Annotated in this window: 14 protein-coding genes; 6 read left to right on the top strand and 8 right to left on the bottom strand. The window is 40.8% G+C overall.

What is annotated here, in order from left to right:
• Positions 1 to 20 precede the first annotated feature (20 nt).
• Positions 21 to 1052 carry a LacI family DNA-binding transcriptional regulator gene (locus tag AAEU31_RS05605; protein ID WP_135926874.1) on the top strand — a complete coding sequence of 344 codons (1032 nt, stop codon included), beginning with the start codon at positions 21 to 23 and terminating at the stop codon, positions 1050 to 1052.
• Here the strand turns inward: AAEU31_RS05605 and gtfA are convergent.
• Positions 1049 to 2521, bottom strand: a complete 1473-nt coding sequence (gtfA, locus tag AAEU31_RS05610) for a sucrose phosphorylase (RefSeq protein WP_421966714.1) — start codon at positions 2519 to 2521, stop codon at positions 1049 to 1051. The two genes, AAEU31_RS05605 and gtfA, sit on opposite strands and share 4 nt — an antisense overlap.
• A 138-nt stretch (positions 2522 to 2659) precedes the next feature.
• Between gtfA and AAEU31_RS05615 the strand changes: the two genes are divergently transcribed.
• Together AAEU31_RS05615 and AAEU31_RS05620 are read left to right on the top strand one after the other, a co-directional pair.
• Positions 2660 to 3880, top strand: a complete 1221-nt coding sequence (locus AAEU31_RS05615) for an MFS transporter (protein WP_135926872.1) — start codon at positions 2660 to 2662, stop codon at positions 3878 to 3880.
• Positions 3881 to 4032: 152 nt separating this feature from the next.
• The gene (locus tag AAEU31_RS05620; RefSeq protein WP_421966715.1) at positions 4033 to 6435 is read left to right on the top strand and encodes a TonB-dependent siderophore receptor; all 2403 of its coding nucleotides are present in this window, start codon (positions 4033 to 4035) and stop codon (positions 6433 to 6435) included.
• A gap of 48 nt (positions 6436 to 6483) precedes the next feature.
• Here the strand turns inward: AAEU31_RS05620 and AAEU31_RS05625 are convergent, their stop codons facing one another.
• From AAEU31_RS05625 to AAEU31_RS05640, 4 genes are all read right to left on the bottom strand, one after another.
• Complete coding sequence (locus AAEU31_RS05625) at positions 6484 to 7701, bottom strand: sugar efflux transporter (RefSeq protein ID WP_421966716.1); 1218 nt, start codon at positions 7699 to 7701, stop codon at positions 6484 to 6486.
• A 288-nt stretch (positions 7702 to 7989) separates the two neighbouring features.
• Positions 7990 to 9498: a trehalase family glycosidase gene (locus tag AAEU31_RS05630; RefSeq protein ID WP_421966717.1), complete on the bottom strand. Its 1509-nt coding sequence runs from the start codon at positions 9496 to 9498 to the stop codon at positions 7990 to 7992.
• A gap of 9 nt (positions 9499 to 9507) precedes the next feature.
• Positions 9508 to 10761, bottom strand: a complete 1254-nt coding sequence (locus tag AAEU31_RS05635) for an MFS transporter (protein WP_421966718.1) — start codon at positions 10759 to 10761, stop codon at positions 9508 to 9510.
• 101 nt (positions 10762 to 10862) lie between these two features.
• Complete coding sequence (locus AAEU31_RS05640) at positions 10863 to 11870, bottom strand: LacI family DNA-binding transcriptional regulator (RefSeq protein ID WP_135926868.1); 1008 nt, start codon at positions 11868 to 11870, stop codon at positions 10863 to 10865.
• Positions 11871 to 12140: 270 nt separating this feature from the next.
• Between AAEU31_RS05640 and AAEU31_RS05645 the strand changes: the two genes are divergently transcribed.
• Positions 12141 to 14399, top strand: coding sequence for a TonB-dependent receptor (locus tag AAEU31_RS05645; RefSeq protein WP_421966781.1), 2259 nt, complete (start codon positions 12141 to 12143; stop codon positions 14397 to 14399).
• A 53-nt stretch (positions 14400 to 14452) separates the two neighbouring features.
• Here AAEU31_RS05645 and AAEU31_RS05650 read toward each other — a convergent pair whose 3' ends face one another.
• From AAEU31_RS05650 to AAEU31_RS05660, 3 genes are read right to left on the bottom strand one after another with little or no spacing between them, the layout of a single operon-like run.
• Positions 14453 to 15076 (bottom strand): GDSL-type esterase/lipase family protein, encoded by a 624-nt coding sequence (locus AAEU31_RS05650; protein ID WP_421966719.1) that lies wholly within the window; start codon positions 15074 to 15076, stop codon positions 14453 to 14455.
• A complete protein-coding gene (locus tag AAEU31_RS05655; RefSeq protein WP_063701337.1) occupies positions 15076 to 15600 on the bottom strand; it encodes a DsrE family protein in 525 nt (174 codons plus the stop codon). The genes AAEU31_RS05650 and AAEU31_RS05655 overlap by 1 nt, the downstream gene beginning before the upstream one ends.
• 47 nt (positions 15601 to 15647) lie before the next feature.
• Complete coding sequence (locus tag AAEU31_RS05660) at positions 15648 to 16112, bottom strand: flavodoxin family protein (protein ID WP_421966720.1); 465 nt, start codon at positions 16110 to 16112, stop codon at positions 15648 to 15650.
• A 76-nt stretch (positions 16113 to 16188) separates the two neighbouring features.
• Here AAEU31_RS05660 and soxR point away from each other — a divergent pair, with 76 nt between their 5' ends.
• Positions 16189 to 16644 carry a redox-sensitive transcriptional activator SoxR gene (soxR, locus tag AAEU31_RS05665; RefSeq protein WP_421966721.1) on the top strand — a complete coding sequence of 152 codons (456 nt, stop codon included), beginning with the start codon at positions 16189 to 16191 and terminating at the stop codon, positions 16642 to 16644.
• 58 nt (positions 16645 to 16702) lie between these two features.
• A complete protein-coding gene (locus AAEU31_RS05670) occupies positions 16703 to 17302 on the top strand; it encodes a hypothetical protein (RefSeq protein WP_421966722.1) in 600 nt (199 codons plus the stop codon).
• Positions 17303 to 17320 lie beyond the last annotated feature (18 nt).

A 17320-nucleotide genomic window follows, 5' to 3' on the forward strand; every position in this document is an offset into this window, starting at 1 on the left:
AAATCGATTAAGTGACGATAATGCCCAAGCCAAAAAATTGGACGCTAAAAAGTATTGCCCAAGAGTTAGGCGTTTCAAATGCCACCGTATCAAATGCGTTTAACCGCCCTGATCAACTATCAAAATCTCGCCGCGAGGAGATTTTGGCTGCCTGTAAAAAACTCGGCTATTTTGGCCCTAACAAAGCGGCGCAATCACTGCGCAGAGGGACCTTTAATATCGTTGCCTTGGTGTTGCCAGACAGTGTTGAATACATGGTATCAGATCCGGTTGCAAGCAGCTTTATGCGGGGCGTATCGGCGGTACTCGAAAAAAATGGCATTAACCTTTTATTATTTTCTGGTAATAGCAATAACCTAAATAGCGTAGTCGATTTTGTAGATGGCTTTATCTGTTATGGCCGCCCTCGTAATAAGCAACTTGTTGAACAATTGAAACAAGTACCAAAACATGTGGTGACAGTTGATTTTAATATCGGTCGCGATGCCTCGGTAAACGTTAATAACCAACAAGCCAGTTTTGATATTGCCAAACACGCACTCCAAAAAAATGATGATCGGGTGGCAATTTTAGGGCTGCGCTTACTTGATAACGACGTACTATGCCGAGTTTACGAGCATCACGAGTTTGAAGCTGGTCAGTCTATCGCTCATCAGCGACTACGCGGTTATCACCAAGCAATCAGTGATGCTGGCATCACCCTTGGTGATGATAGAACATGGAATATTCCAGAAAGTAGTGAGCGTTTTGCTAGTATTGCCGCCAAAGAAGCGCTTAGCAGCACACCAAGACCAAACGTTTTGTTGTGTATGAGTGATTTAATCGCCCTTGCTGCAATGCGTGAAGCATTAAAAATGGGCTTATCGATTCCAGAAGATGTCAGAATTGTTGGTTTTGATGGCATCGATGAAGGACAACGATTTGTGCCAAAGCTTACGACTGTTCACCAAAACAGCGAAGAAAAAGGCCGCTTAGCAGCGACCTTATTTTTATCGAAAGAGCAGCAAACAGCCGAAATCGACTATCAACTGCAATTGGGGCAAAGTAGTTAAGCTAAAAAGTCAGCCAAATCAACTATGCTTTGTTCGCTGTCGCGGTGATCGACAATGAACACTTCACGGCTAGTAAAGTCGACTTTTAACTCAATTGAGCTGGTATCATTATGCCAGCTTAAACGACACACACTGCCTTCACCGTTCACTGTGAATTCACCGTTAAAAGCTGGGTGCTCATTTCGCAATTGAATAAGTTTAATCAATCCTTTAACCACAGGTTTTGCTAGAGCAGCTTCAATATCTTGTGCATTTAAATAAGGACGATTGATATCACGGCCAACATTTGTACGTGCCAGTAATTCCATATCGTTTTCACAAGCGAACAGACCGCCATAATAAACTTGTGGAATACCTGGCGCGAAGAATTGAATCGCACGCGCTAATAGATAATCAAAGTCATCTGCACCCAGGGCATTATAATACGTACAATTTACTTGATATAAATCAACGTTACTGGCTGCAGCCCCTGTTGCAAGGCGACTTTGCCCATCACTTTTTTCATGAATGGTTTCAACCAAGTTATCAATTTGATCGGCGTTTAGTAAGCCTGGTTTATCACCCATTGGACCTGCGTCAATAATGCCAATGCCATCATGAGTATCAAGCACTGTTAAACAGTTACGCGGTGAAATTGTTAGCCAATTCACCAATGCTTGCGCATCATTGCTAAATAAACTGTGCAAAATAAGCGGTGGAAGTGCAAAGTCATATACCATATTTACACGTTTTGCGACTGCTACCTGAGTTTGATAATGGCTATGAATTTCGGCAATAGTCTCCATACCAGCATCATTTGCCTGTGCTGAAAGCTTATTTAAATACTCAAATGTTTCGTCCAGCATAAAACAGTTAGTGCCTGCTTCTTTGATAGCATAACCAGCGGCGTCTAAACGAATGATGTTGACATTATTATCAGCAAATTTGCCAAGTACAGTGTTTAAATACTCAATGCCTGCTGTTGATTTCACATTAATATCAATTTGGTTATCGGTAAATGTGGTCCAAAAATCATAGGTTTGGCCATCTCCACATTTAATTGGTGTAAAGCAACTACCTGGACGCGGACGATAAATCGCTTTTTGTTCAGCCTCCGACATGCCATTTGGGAATACATCGTCTTTGGTTAGAAATAAATCCCAAAATTCAGATTGTTTGCCTTTTGCTAGCACGTCTTTAAATTGAAACGACTGTGCTGAAACATGGTTAACAATCAAGTCAGCCATCAAATCATAGTTTGCACCAAGCACTTTGATGTCTTCCCAGCTACCAAGACGCGAGTCTACTTCACTATGATCAATAGGATCAAAGCCAGCATCACTGCCATCAATCGGATTATAAAATGGCAACAAATGTACACCTGCAAACACATTGTTAAGTGGGCCATTTAATAAATTACTTAATTCATCAATACCTTGACCGGTAATACGGTCTGCGTAGGTGATTAATTGCACTTTATTGTTGATCATAATTGTTAATACCAAGTTGAAACTTAATCGATTAAGATATATCTTTAACCACGACAGCAAATTATTCAAGCAGTTTTTACAACTTTTATACACTAAGATACATAGTAAAGGTGTAAGCCTTCACATGAGGATACAACAATGAATAGAACACACGATCCTTTGCAAATGATTAGATGGTTGACATACATGATGTTTTTTATGTTTGCCATGACCTCTGATGCGGTTGGTATGATCATTCCTGAGTTAATAAAAGAATTTGACCTCAGCATGACACAAGCTAGTGCATTCCATTATGCCCCAATGGCACTGATTGCTTTTAGTGGCCTATTTTTAGGATTTCTTGCCGACAGTTTTGGCCGTAAACAAACGATAATGTTGGGCCTGGGTTTATTTACGATTAGTTGTTTTTTATTCGCGATAAGCAGCAGCTTTAGCATATTTGTAGTGCTACTTAGCTGTATTGGCCTTGCTATTGGTTTATTCAAAACAGGTGCTTTAGCATTGTTAGGTGATATCTCTAAAAACAATTTAGAGCACACAAAAACCATGAATTTAGTCGAAGGCTTTTTTGGTATCGGTGCTATCGTAGGCCCTGCTTTAGTGAGCTTTTTAATTACGCAAAAAGTTAGCTGGACTTACCTATATGTTATTGCAGGGGTTTTATGCTTAATTTTAACCATTATAGCTTGGCGTGCAGATTACCCTAAACCTAAAAAGCAAGAAGAACACGCAAAACCTGCCTCCCTTGCCACTACTATGAGCATGATGAAAAACCCTTACGCACTTGGTTTTTCTTTAGCGATTGCCCTTTATGTAGCAACCGAAGTGGCTATTTATGTGTGGATGCCTACTCTACTTGGCGATTACACTGGCCCATGGCAATTACTGGCAACCTACGCATTGACCTTATTTTTTATTTTACGCGCTGCGGGACGTTTCTTAGCGGTATGGCTTTTAAACCACTTAAGCTGGCAAGCGGCGATGCTGTATTTAAGCTTAGGGATCGCACTATGTTATTTAGGCTTAATATTTGGTGGTGTTGATTGGGCAATATTCTTATTACCCTTGTCAGGTCTGTTTATGTCAATGATTTACCCAACCTTAAACTCGAAAGGTATTTCTTGCTTTGCCGTTCAGCAGCACGGTGCGGTAGCTGGGGTCATCCTGTTTTTCACTGCATTATCTGCAGCTGCAGCCCCACTTCTTATGGGTATGATCAGTGATTTCTTTGGCCACATTCGTTATGGGTTTTATCTCGCAACAGGTTTCGCATGTTTACTGTTTTTAGCCATGCTATATAACTACTTACGCAACCCTGCTGAGCAAGCTTTAGCGCAGCACAGTGCATTAAGCCACTAAATAAAAATCGTTAAAAATCAATTATCGAACATAAATTGTGCAAGTTTTTCGCTAAAAAGACTTGCACTGTGTAAAATTATTGTTATCTTTACTTAATCGATTAAGATAACAATTTAGACAACAAACCATCTGGGATTGACACGAGGCACATTATGACAACACACAAACATGCCCTTTACACATTAAGCGCGCTTGCGCTAGCAGTAAGCCAAAACTTACACGCCGAAGAGCAAGCACAACCAGCAGAGGCTAAAAAAAGCGGCCTTGAAACAATCGTTGTAACAGGTGTACCGCGCCGTACAACGATTATGGCATCAAGTTCATCGGTTAGCAGTGTTACATTAGCAGAAATTGAAGTATCAACACCACGCTCTACAGCAGAAGCATTCAGAACAATCCCGGGTGTTCGTTCAGAATCAACAGGTGGTGAAGGTAACGCGAATATCGCAGTACGTGGTTTACCGGTTGCATCGGGTGGTGCTAAGTTCTTGCAACTACAAGAAGATGGCTTACCTGTTATGCAGTTTGGCGATATTGCCTTTGGTAATGCAGATATCTTCATGCGTTTAGATTCAACAGTACAAAGTGTTGAATCAATCCGTGGTGGCTCAGCTTCGACAGCAGCAAGTGACGCACCAGGCGGTATCATCAACTTTATTTCAAAAACGGGTGAGAACGAGTCAGGTAGCGTATCAACCACGGTTGGCCTTGATTATGACTCTATTCGTACTGAATTTGAATATGGTACGTATTTAAACGACAGTGTGCGCTACCACATTGGTGGCTTTGTTCGCCAAGGTGAAGGCCCACGTGAAACCGGTTATACATCAAATAAAGGTGGTCAAATTAAGGCAAACCTGACTAAAGAATTTGATGCCGGTTATGTTCGTGTTTACTTTAAACACCTTGATGATAAAAGCGTAGGTTACCTACCTATGCCAATGTACTCAGATGGCGATTCAATCCCAGGCTTTGATTCGCAATCAGATACGCCGCATTCAGCACTTTTCACACAAACTCTGCGTTTAAATGGCGATAACCAAATTAGTACTGGCGATATGACCGACGGTATGAATCCGGTTGTTACCTCAGTCGGTTTTGAAGCGGCATTTGATTTAGAAAACGACTGGCGTATCGAAAACCGCTTTAGAACATCGTCAGTGAGCGGTAACTTTATTTCTCTTATTCCAGCTGAAGTTGCATCTGCAAGCTCTATTGCCTCTAGCATTGCTGGTGATGGTGCATCACTTGTTTATGCAAATGGTGGCTCAGCAGGCGAAGCTTACGGCGATGACGATTTAGCAATGCGTATTCACACATTCGATGTAACGCTAAATGACATGGGTTCAATTGTTAATGATCTTAAGTTAACTAAGTCGTTCTCTGATGACACTAGTGTTACTTTTGGTTACTTTGCATCAAGCCAATCAATTGATATGTCTTGGCTTTGGAACTCGTACGTTATGGAGCTAAAAGGCGACAACGCAGCATTACTTGATGTTACCGCTGCTAATGGCGATAGCTACTCTGATAATGGCTTGTACGCTTATGGTACTCCATACTGGGGTAACTGCTGTCAACGTAACTACGACACAGAATACGAAACACGCGCACCTTACATTAACTTAGCCACTAAGTTTGGCGATTTAAGCATTGATGCAAGTGCTCGCTATGATTCAGGCGAAGCACGTGGCAACTACGCAGGTGCAGTTACATCTACGATTGATATGAACGGCGACGGTACCATCTCAATTCCAGAGCAAAATGTTGTTGGTATTGATAACGCAAATCCAAGCATCGTTAACTACGACTGGCACTACAGCTCATACTCAATTGGTGCGAACTACCAAATTGACCCAAGTTTTGCGACATTTGCCCGCTTAAGTAAAGGTGGCCGCGCAAATGCAGACCGCTTACTATTCGGTAAAGTAGAAGCTGACGGTTCAGTTGCCGAAGCCGATGCAATTGATGAAGTAAATCAATATGAGTTCGGTGTGAAAAAACGTTTTGATTCACTATCAGTATTTGCAACAGCATTCTACGCAGAAACTGAAGAGCAAAACTTTGAAGCAACATCACAAAAATTCTTTGACCGTGAATATGAAGCAAAAGGTATTGAGGTTGAATCAACGTACTACGTTGGTGATTGGGACTTCCGTGGTAACTTTACTTGGACAGATGCAGAAATTGCTAAAGATGCGTTATCGCCAGAGTTAGTTGGTAATACACCACGTCGTCAAGCTGACCTAATCTACTCATTAATGGCAACTTACAACTTTGACAAAGGTGCTGCTGGCCTGAGCTTTATTGGTACAACGGATGCTTACGCACAAGACAGTAACGATCTTAAATTTGATGGCTATACACAAGTGAATGGCTTTGTAAGTTACAACCTGTCTGAAAACTTAAGCCTATCGCTTAACGTGAACAACCTGTTCGACACCGTAGGTATCACAGAAGCAGAAGAAGGCTCTGTACCAGATAACGACATTATTCGCGCCCGTACTATTAACGGCCGTACAACGTCGCTTACTTTAAAATATTCTTTTTATTAATACCTCTCCTCCCTCTTTTAGCCCAGTATTTACTGGGCTTTTTGCGTTTTATGTGTTCTTACTAACAGCAACAAAAGGGCTTTGTATAAGACTAGGTTGTTGCTCTTTTCTTTTGACATAACTAAACAGTATTAAGCAGCCTAAAGCTAAACTTGCAGCAAGCATTGAACCTAGGCTTGCAAATCTAAAGCTGTGAAACTGTGCAATAACTCCTGTTGCCCCTGCCCCACACATAACCCCTAATTTAATCGCGTTCGTGTAAAACGCCGAAGTAAACCCTATACGCTCTGGAAGCTGATCTTGTAATACGGTTAAACCAATGCCCGCAAAAATACCGTAAAACAGGCCATTTAAAACTTGCAGCGCGATTAAATGCCATACCTGCGTGGCAAAAAACACCCCTAAATAAAATACAATGGCGCAACAAAATGCGACTACAAGCATCGAAACCTTACTGTATCTTTTAGCAAGCTTTGCCCCATACAGCATGATAGGAATTTCTAACAGTGCCACAACACCCATAAATAGCCCTGGCGTATGCTCAGCAAATCCTAGTTCAGTAATGCTATAGAGCGGCAGTGCCGATGAATACATAATATTGCCCGTTGAGCCAAGCATAATAGCTAAGCCCATCAACCAAAATGATAAACTCGCAGCGGCTGCTGGCTCTGAGCTATATTGTGACTTTTTAGCGCTATAGTCAGGAATGAACTTAAATGCAAAGATAAGCGCAACCAATGCACACGCTGCAGCAAAGTAAAACGAGCGGCTAAACTCGCCTCCCGTGGCTAACAAATAGCCAAGCGGCGGGCCGCCCACCCAAGCAAAAGAAATAGCGGCACGTAAACGTGAATTAAAACTGGTGATGTCGATGTTCTGTTGACGCCCTGCCCATTGCCTTGCCACGGTCATCACTTGCGGAATTGCTGCATTTCCCATAGCTAGAAATAACACGCCCGCAAGTAACACTTGCCAAAATGCAGTGGCATTAGCAAAGGTCACTAACGCACAAACCATACCTGATACAGCCACCATAAATAACTTACGTGCACTAGTTCCTTTATCAGCCATACCACCCAGCCACTGACTAATAATTAACCCCGTAATAGTTACTGCTACCATATAAACACCCAAATAAACGGGTGGTGTCTGTAGCCCTTCTATGATGAATAAACTCATCAAAGGGTTAACGAATGCCCCCATTAATCCCGTTAGCATGCTTAGAAGAATAAAAATTACACCATGCTGTTTAAGCAATGCTTTCACCAACAACCCCACATCAAAACGACAATTTAATAAACAAATTAAAAGGCGCAGATTATACACAGCTTTGCTGTAATTTTCATTTTGTAATACAAATAATAGAGAAGGAGTTTCGCATAATGAAGCTATGCTTTTAAGAAGAGACAATTAACTGTTAAGAACAAACAATTACTTGCCAATAGGGTTATCCCTTAAGCTGTAACTATGACTGTAACAACTTAAGAGAACAGCTTGAACTCGTGCAATATACTTACAGCTGCGAGAATTGCTTGAAGTGATAAACCAATACCTTTAAAGCGTGCTATTTAGTAATTTATAAAAGCGAGATGTCACCCCGTTTGTCCAGCCAAACCCTTGTTGCACAGTATATTCACCGCCACCGGCTCGACTAACTAAATCACAAACGTTATATTTTTCTAATAAGCACTTATCTTCAGTAAAACGCATTTCAATCATGCTCAACCAATTTTTCATAATTGCCTGCGCTTCACTAACATAACCATAATCAAAGAGCCCTTTTACAGCAAACCACTGCAGAGGAGCCCAGCCATTAGGGCTATCCCATTGTTGTGAAGTGCTACATAAAGTTGTTACTAATCCACCCGGTTTTAAAAACTCTGACATCAGCTTTTGTTTTACCTGTTCGGCTTGCCTAGCAGACGCTGCGCCAACAAACAACGGCACCGCTGTTGCCAATGAATCAACCTCACTTTGCTGATTTAAACGAATATTAAAATCTCGATATACCCCAGCCTCACTATGCCAACAATATTGGTCAATTGCTTGCAAACGAAGAGCGGCTAATTCTTCTATGGAATGACATTTTTGATCCTTACCCAGCAGTCTATAAAAGTCTCCAAGTGTTCTTTCAAGGTTATAAAGCAAACAGTTTAGGTCAACTGGGACGATATTGGTGGTTTCAATCGTTTTTAAATCATGATGATCTACAAGCCAGCGACTACTGAAGTCCCATCCTGACTCGCATGCCGCTCGTATATGTTGAAAATAACTTAACTTTTGTACCTCATCGAGACCTTCAGCATCGTGTAAATCTTCTTTTAATGATTCAGGTCGAGGAGTTGTAGAGCTATCCCAATAACGGTTTAAAATTGCGCCATCAGGCATTCTAACAACTCGCTTTATTAAAGGTGTTTGCGTTGATAATTCGCTACAATCTTGCATCCAAAATTGATACTCAGACTCTAAAGCTTCAATAGCACTTGCAAGCCAAGTTAAATCATCCTGATGCTGATACTTAGCTTTCCAAAGCATAGTAAGCATGAGTGCTAATACAGGTGGTTGTGAACGACTACTGTAATAAATTCGATTACCATTTGGTATGCAACCATTGCGATTTTGCAGGTCAATAAAGTTGTTTACCATTGCTTCTATTGTTGCAAGATCACCAATATCCTCAAGGCCTAATGCGGTAAAATAACTGTCCCAATAATATATTTCCTGAAATCGTCCACCAGGCACAATATAGTCATAAAACAACGGTAACAATGAGCTTGATAAGTCTGTATCTGCACTTCGGTGTAAGTGAGGCCATAAATCAGCAATATACTGTTGTACTGAAGAAGTATCTATCTTAGCTGTTGGGATTGTTTGGTCGGCAAACATAAAATGAGTCATTACAAACTCACGAAGCTCCTCGCCTCTCAAAGGCCCAACGAGCACATATAATTCACAAGCACTTTGCCAAGACAAATTAGGAATGGCATCAGCAAACATCTTAGAATCGGCAAACACCTCTTCTAACTGCACATCTTTAAATAATTGACTATCAAGAAAGCTCATAAATACCCTTTATTGTTCAGCTGAAGAAGTTGTATGAGAAAGAGGTTTTAACGTGTGTTTCTTGAACACTGAAACACTCACCAATAACAATGCAATAGGTACCAAAGTTAAATAAAAGGCATGTTGGCCACTAAATTTATCAAATACCAACCCTGTAATAATTGAGCCAGTAGTCCCTCCAAGAGCAGAAAAAACAACTATCAGTCCGGTCATTGCTGCGTGCTGATACTTAGCTAACGAACTCAACATAACTGAATTAAGTACCGGATAAATCGGTGCCATAAAAAAGCCAATCAGGGGTAACATGAATGCCGCAAGTGGTACATCAAATATTGTTTTTACTTGGCTACCATCAACGATGTGCGTCATAGGTAATACAAGTAAAACCAGTACAGCCATAGATATTAAGCAACTGATTAATATACTAAACCAATTTAGATAGCGTAGTAATTGACCAGCAACCAAGCGACCTAGCGCAAGCGCCGCAGCAAATATACTTGCTAGCTGAATACTTACATCAACGGGGAGCATTAAAACTTGATTATTAAAAGTAGGTAACCAAGTACCTACTCCCTGTTCGATTAATACATAAAGAAAGGCACTGATAATAAAAATTAACACCAACGGTTTATACGCAAGCCTTAGCATGTCAATAAACGCGTGAATTTGTGAGTAGTTCGAGCCCTTTAATTCAGGTGATTTAATTGGTGCTGTAAAAACAGCTAAAAAGGCTACGGCAACAATCAAGGCAAGCAAATAATATACATTTAACCAATGAGTGCTCTGCACATCATTTGGATCGATAAATAAAGCAAAGATCCAATAGCCTGCTAACACACCTAGCATAAACACCCCTTCAATGGTGTTTAGCAACGCTGAGTGCTTATTAGCACTGTCTGTTACCTGGCCAATCACTGAATAAACAGAAATTTTCATCACTGCAAAGCTACAACCAATTGCTGCAAACAGTGCCTTTAGTACCCAGAACTGTGCAATTGTTGGTACAACTAAACACATAACAGCGACAAAAACTAAGGCAGCCAACATCGCGATTTTATAACCAACCCGAGGAATAAACGACGCAACTAAGAATGAAACAATTGCTATGCTTAAGTCTTTAAAACCCTCTAAAACAGATGCGTCTGTCTTAGTCACACCTAAACTATTTATTGCTTGCAAAATAACAGTACCGACACTGTTTAGCATAATAGCAAATACAAAATAGCTGCACGCCAATGCGACTGTTATTCTGATCGGATTCATTCACTCAAACCTAAGATTATTTTTATTTAGTCTAGTTTAGCAATCAAGCAAATGCAAACGTTTGCAAACGCATTTAAACAAATATTTAACAACAGCCCAAATCAACGCTGACTGGATTGTCTACAAATTAATTCAATATCAACAACTTGAGAGGTAGTTGTTTGCCCCGAAAACTGCGCTATTAATTTTTCCACAAGAATAACTGAGGCACGCTGCGTATTCTGTTTAATACTTGATAAGGAAGGATGGCTGATATCTGCCATTGCGATATCGTCAAAACCGACTAAAGCGACATCATTTGGAATACTAATATAACGCTCTTTTAACGCTTTCATAGCGCCAAGTGCCACCATATCGCTACATGCCATAATACCGTCAAAATATAGGCCTTTTTCAACCAAGAGTTTATTTATACTTTTGTAAGAAGCGCCGCTTGTAATATCAATAGAAACCACATGAGGTGTGGCTTTCGCACTCGCTATCGCATCTAAATAACCTCGGTGGCGCTCACCTATTTCGGCATGCCCAGGATCGCCTAAAAACAAAATATTCTTGGCTCCTTTATTCAATAAATGCTCAGTAGCAAGCCGACCACCTAAATAATTATCGCTCCCTACAATAGGGTAATTGCTGGGCGATTTAGGATCTCCCCAAACCACTAGGGGCACACCAGCATCTGCTGCAGCTTCGATATTTGCTTGATTCTTACCCTGCCCAACTACTATAAGACCGTCAGCACGACGACTATTTATGAAGTAGTTGGCCCAATCGTCGCTCGCCATAAATGAGTTTGAAAGCAGTAATTCTAAGCCAAATTTATTCAATGCAAGATTAATTTCGCCAACAACTTTAAGTAGAAAAGGGTCATTTATAGACTGCTCGGTGTCCCCATCTAGGTTAATTATCACGGCAACAACATTGGTTTTTTGTGTTCGTAAACGACTTGCAGCAGTGTTTAAACTAAAATTATGCTGTTTGGCTAAGCGTTGAAGTTTTACCCTTGTTTCCTTTTTAATCAATGGGTTATCATTCAGGGCGCGAGACACAGTTGATGTCGAAACCCCTGCTAATTTAGCCAGATCAGCGAGCTTCAATTTTTTTTCATTCATAATGCTAAAACACTGGGTGCTGTCCTTAGAATATGTGCCAGCAATATAACATCATTTTAACTAAACCGCTGCGTTTCAGCAGATAATATTTTTTCAGTAGCACGCATTTCATACTCTAATCCTGTGTTCAAATTTACAACAAAAAGTTATAAAAACCATTTGCAAACGTTTGCATTGATCTTTATGGTTTAAAAAAGCAAGGCATTAACAATTGCAAAAATCGTTTCAATAACTTGCTTTACACACAAAAGGAAATGGGAACACACAATGATGACAACAACATATACTCGCAGTGCATTAGCCTCTGCAATCCTGCTAGCAATCAGCGGCCAAACTGCAATGGCCGAAGAGCAGCCGCAAAAATCAGCAAATGAAAAAGTAGAACGAATTGTCGTATCGGGCACACCTGCCGGTATCGGTGTTCGTAAAATCGACGCTGGTTACGCCGTGACAAACATTGATGCCGATCAAATTGTTAAACTATCGCCAAAAAGTACAGCTGACTTGTTTAAAGCCGTACCAGGTGTGTGGGTAGAAAGTTCAGGTGGTGAATCTGGCGCAAACGTGTTTGTGCGTGGTTTTCCCGGTGGTGGCGATGCGCCATTTTTAACATTGAGTCTTGAAGGCTCACCAATTTACCCTGCACCAACTTTATCATTTTTAGAAAACTCGTCGTTATTCCGTTTAGATGAAACCATTGAAACAATGGAAGCACTGCGTGGTGGTCCAAACCCTGTTGTATCAAACGGCCAGCCTGGTTTAACAACGAATTTCCGCTTAAAGCGTGGTGGTGAATACACCGAAGGTGTTTTCAAATACACGACCTCAGATTATGACTTGCAGCGACTTGATGCTGTGGTAAGTGGTGAGATTTCTGATGATCTATACTTTATGGTGGGTGGTTATGTTAAAAGCTCACCAGGTATTCGTGATGCTGGTTTCACATCAGAAAAAGGCAGCCAGTTCACAATTAATATCACTAAAGAGTTAGAAAACGGCACCATTAATTTATACACCCGTCAAACAGATGACCACGGTGCTTGGTACTTACCAACACCACTGAATGTTGACGGTATTGATGCTGAGTACACGCAACTAGGTACTTTAAATCGCCAAGCAACTATTTACACAGGCCCAAATAATGACGAACGACAAATCGACTTAGGTGAAGGCCGTGGTTGGAAAGGTCATGTTTCTGGCGGTAGTATCAAACTTGAATTTGATAACGGCTGGAGCTTTACAGATCGCTTTAACTTCACCAAGGGTGATGCTAACACATACGGCTTAGTACCGGCAGGCTCAGCGACAACTGTTGGTGCAGTAGCTGAAAACGGTGTAACAGCAACAGGTGCAGTAACTGGAACAGAATACGGCGCAGACACGGCGGTGCAACAACTTGGCCGTTGGGTAGTATTAAAAGAGATCAGCGCATTCACCAATGATTTAGCATTTGCTAAAAAGCTTGATAACTTATCACTGGCATTTGGTTACTATACAGCAAGCACATCAGCAAATGACTGGTGGAGCTTAGGCAACACAGCATATCACGTACTTGAAGCTGGCGGCGAACTACTGACTGGTATTGAGTGTAATGAAAGCTATGATGGTTGTGGCTTTAACTACGATATCAATTCAACAGGTGATGCACGCACCAATGCGTTTTACACAACAGCTCGATATAAATTCAACGATGACTTTACGCTTGATGCAGGTATTCGTTTTGAAAACCACGAAGTGGAATACTCAGTTGATGAAGGTCTTGACGGTGTGATCACTAAGTCTGTTCAATATGACGAAAGCAAAACATCGTGGACAACAGGTATTAACTATTCAATTACCGATGACATGGGCGTATTTGCTCGCGTAAACCGCGGTTATAAAATGCCTTACTTCGACGACTTCCGCGATAACTTTAGTGCATATGAAGGTGGCGAAAAGCTAATTAAAGAGGTAACACAAGCCGAGTTTGGTTATAAATTATTAACAGACAGCACCGACTTTTACGCAACATTCTTCACTAACGAAGTAAAAGGTGACACCTTTGTGCGTCGCCCGGGTGTACCGGCTGAAATCTTAACCAACGAAGCATACGGTATTGAGCTTGATTATAACTACAACCATGAATCTGGTTTCTCAGTTAACTTAAACTCAACACTTCAAGAAACTGAAATCACAGAAAGCCCAGGCAATGAAGGTAACGAAAGCCAACGTCAGCCAAAATGGCAAGTACGTGTAACACCAAGCTATGACTTTGAAGTAAGCGACATGTATGCAACCTTATACGGCACAATCTCAGCGGTTGATGATCGTTGGGGTGACAACGAAAACACTGTTGTTTTAGAAGGTTACGAAAAAGTAGACATAGGTTTAATTGTTGAACCTATGGAAGGTATTAAAGTGCAGTTAGCGGTTGATAACTTAACTGACGAACAAGGCATAACAGAAGGTGACCCTCGTAATGCTGATGCACCGAATGGTCGTTACATTATGCCGCGTACTACACGCTTAAGTATTAGCTACGAGTTTTAAAAATAACTCCCTAATCCCTTGATTGTAAAATCAATACCCAAGCCACTGAGTTGTTAAAACCTGTGGCTTTTTTCATTTATTAGTAACTCTAGCAAATGCTCTGCAATAGCTCGATGCGATTCAAGGGTTAAATGTATACCTTCTTGCTGGCAAGGCGGAGCTATTGCTGTGATATCCAGGAACAGAGTTTGCTGTTTCACACACAGTTCAGAAAAAGCCTTAACTAGCTCATTAGACTTTGCAGCCGCTCCCGCATAAATAGATTGATATGCGCCAACTTCATAAACCCTAGGAGCGCTTAGTATTATAATTTTGGGTAAGTCTCGATGTAGATAATATTTCTTTATGTCTGATATGAAAGCTTCTAGTGCCTTGGCAATATCAGCAACCGACAGCGCAAAACGGCGCTTTAAATCATTAGTGCCGAGCTGAATAATAATCACATCTAAATGGTAAGCCGCTAGAAAAGGCTCTAAGTACTTAATACCCAGTTTATCGCCACTGAAAGGCGGGTCGTTCACCAGCGTGCGATTAGGCTGGCCAGCTTCAATAACTTGATAACCGGCACCTAATTTAATACCAAGTAAACTAGGCCAGCGCTCATCAGCAGCAAAGCGCTTACCATCGACGGGCGAAATACCATAAGTGTTTGAGTCACCAAAACATAAGATATTCATTAGAATGGATTAAGTGTGTAACCTTGCTGTTGCAGCTGTGCATGCGCGGTCATTGCCGATAACGCCATTTGCACACCAGGAATAAGCTGTTGCTGCTTTACCTTCATGTGCGTTGCAGACTGCCCACACACATACACAACGGTATTATGTGCCAACAATTGTGAGATCAATTGCTGATTTTTATTGTCACTGTCAAAGCGCTGTTTATAAAAACTGTTTTCCAGTACATCAACACTTGCGCCACCATGCACAACTAAAGCAAGTTGAATGTTCTCAGGCTTCACACCATGGGCTATATGCATATTAATGAACCGTGCTAATGAGTTCATTTTGTTATTCTGCGCCCCTTTTTCTGCCGCATCAGCTACATCAAATGCCACTTTGAACACCGTTTGATCAGAGATTGGCGCATGATTTGGCACATCATAATAAAAACCAAAACCTTTGATAGCAGGCTCAGCTTGCTCTGCATAACTAAACGAAGATAATAAGGCTAAAGATAAACCTAATAGTGTTGATTTCATGAAAGTTCCTGTTGTTTTTTACTTTAGCCTACCTTGTTTAGACGCGTTTAACTAGCATCAATATGTTGATGCGCTTTAAAGGTCATTCCTAAGTAATTGAAGGTGCTTTTAAACATCTCGATAAACGCGTTAGGTGCGTGTGCAGAACCTGCATTTGACAGCAATGAAAACTGCTTTTCACGCAGTGTTCTCAGTTTTGGTCTTAGCGTTTCATCATCCATATAATCAGTGATCCGGTCTAAAAATGCTTTAAACTGCGGTGTGGTGTTATACCAATACACTGGCGATGCCAGTACCCAGTGTTGATAATTTAACAGCGCTTCGAATACCGCATAAAAATCATCATTTTTATATTGCTTATCGTAGCAATAAGGCGAGATAACATAATCATCTAGGCATACCACATCGCCACCATACTGCGCTTTATAATCATTAACTTGTAAACTCGTATTACCCTTTTTTCGCGCACTTGAATAAATAATTACCGTATTTGTTATTGGTTTTTGTTGCATGACTATCACTCCTTTTTTATGATGTGCGCAGCGTAAAACCTCAAGCTAACTTTAGGTCAACACCTTGGAGAAAATTATGTCAGATAAGAAACTTATTGATGCAAACCTAGCGGTTGGCCTTGTGGCAAAACGCAGTGGCGTAAAAGTTTCGACCTTGCATTTTTATGAGTCGAAAGGGCTTATTCGCAGCTGGCGTAATAACGGCAACCAGCGCCGCTATAAACCCGATGTATTGCGCCGAATTGCCGTTATAAAAGCTGCGCAAACCATGGGCATAACTCTTGAAGACATTAAACAAACGTTAAGCACCCTACCCGAGCAACGGACACCCACTAAACAAGATTGGGCAGCCCTTTCTAAAGTTTGGCAAACGCAATTAGATGAACGAATTCAATACATGCAGCGATTGCGCGAGCGCGTTAACGGTTGTATTGGCTGCGGCTGTTTATCAATGGCAAAATGCCCTATCTACAACAAAGACGACTATTTAGGTGAAGAGCACAGCGGCGCTGTGCTTTTAGAAAGAGATTAAAGTTTATAAATCAAACAGCTGTGAAATACTAAGTAAAAATAATAAAAGGAATTTAATAATGGATATAGGAAATAAAAATACCCCAAAGATAACCACCGCATTTAAAACCGTTGATAATAAAGAGCTAAAAAGTACTGGCTTTTGGCTAAACCAATTATTCCTCGTTTTTTCAACTATTTTTGGGGTTTATCTTGCAGCCCAAAGTGGTTTAGAGCAAGCTTTAAAATTCGACTCATTCAGTAAAATGGAAGATAATTATTATCTTAGAACCTCTCTATATGATGAAGTTAAAGATAATGCTGAACATCTCAAAAAATTTGCTAACTTACTAGCAAAAAGCCCGCCTAAATCTGAACTTGAATATAACAAGCCAACAATCGAAAAGTATATTTGGCAAACCATGCAATATTCCCCCACGACTTTAGAAACGCCCAGTGAGTTCTTAACTGAAATTCGTCGTTTTTATAGCAAAAGTCAATTTATTGTTGATTCAGCAATCAGTAGAAAAATGTCGGCTAAACATGCTTCAGAGCTGTTAAATGAAGAGGTCGATAGCATAAATAACAAGACGCTACCAAACTTAAAAAGCAGTGCATTAAAGCTACAAAATGAGCTGAATAAGAATGGAATACAAATAAGCTCATTAAAAGAAAACTAAAAATGATAAGAAGTGGGC

Origin of the sequence: Pseudoalteromonas thalassia (assembly GCF_049257215.1) — a bacterium.
Lineage (GTDB): Bacteria > Pseudomonadota > Gammaproteobacteria > Enterobacterales > Alteromonadaceae > Pseudoalteromonas > Pseudoalteromonas lipolytica_C.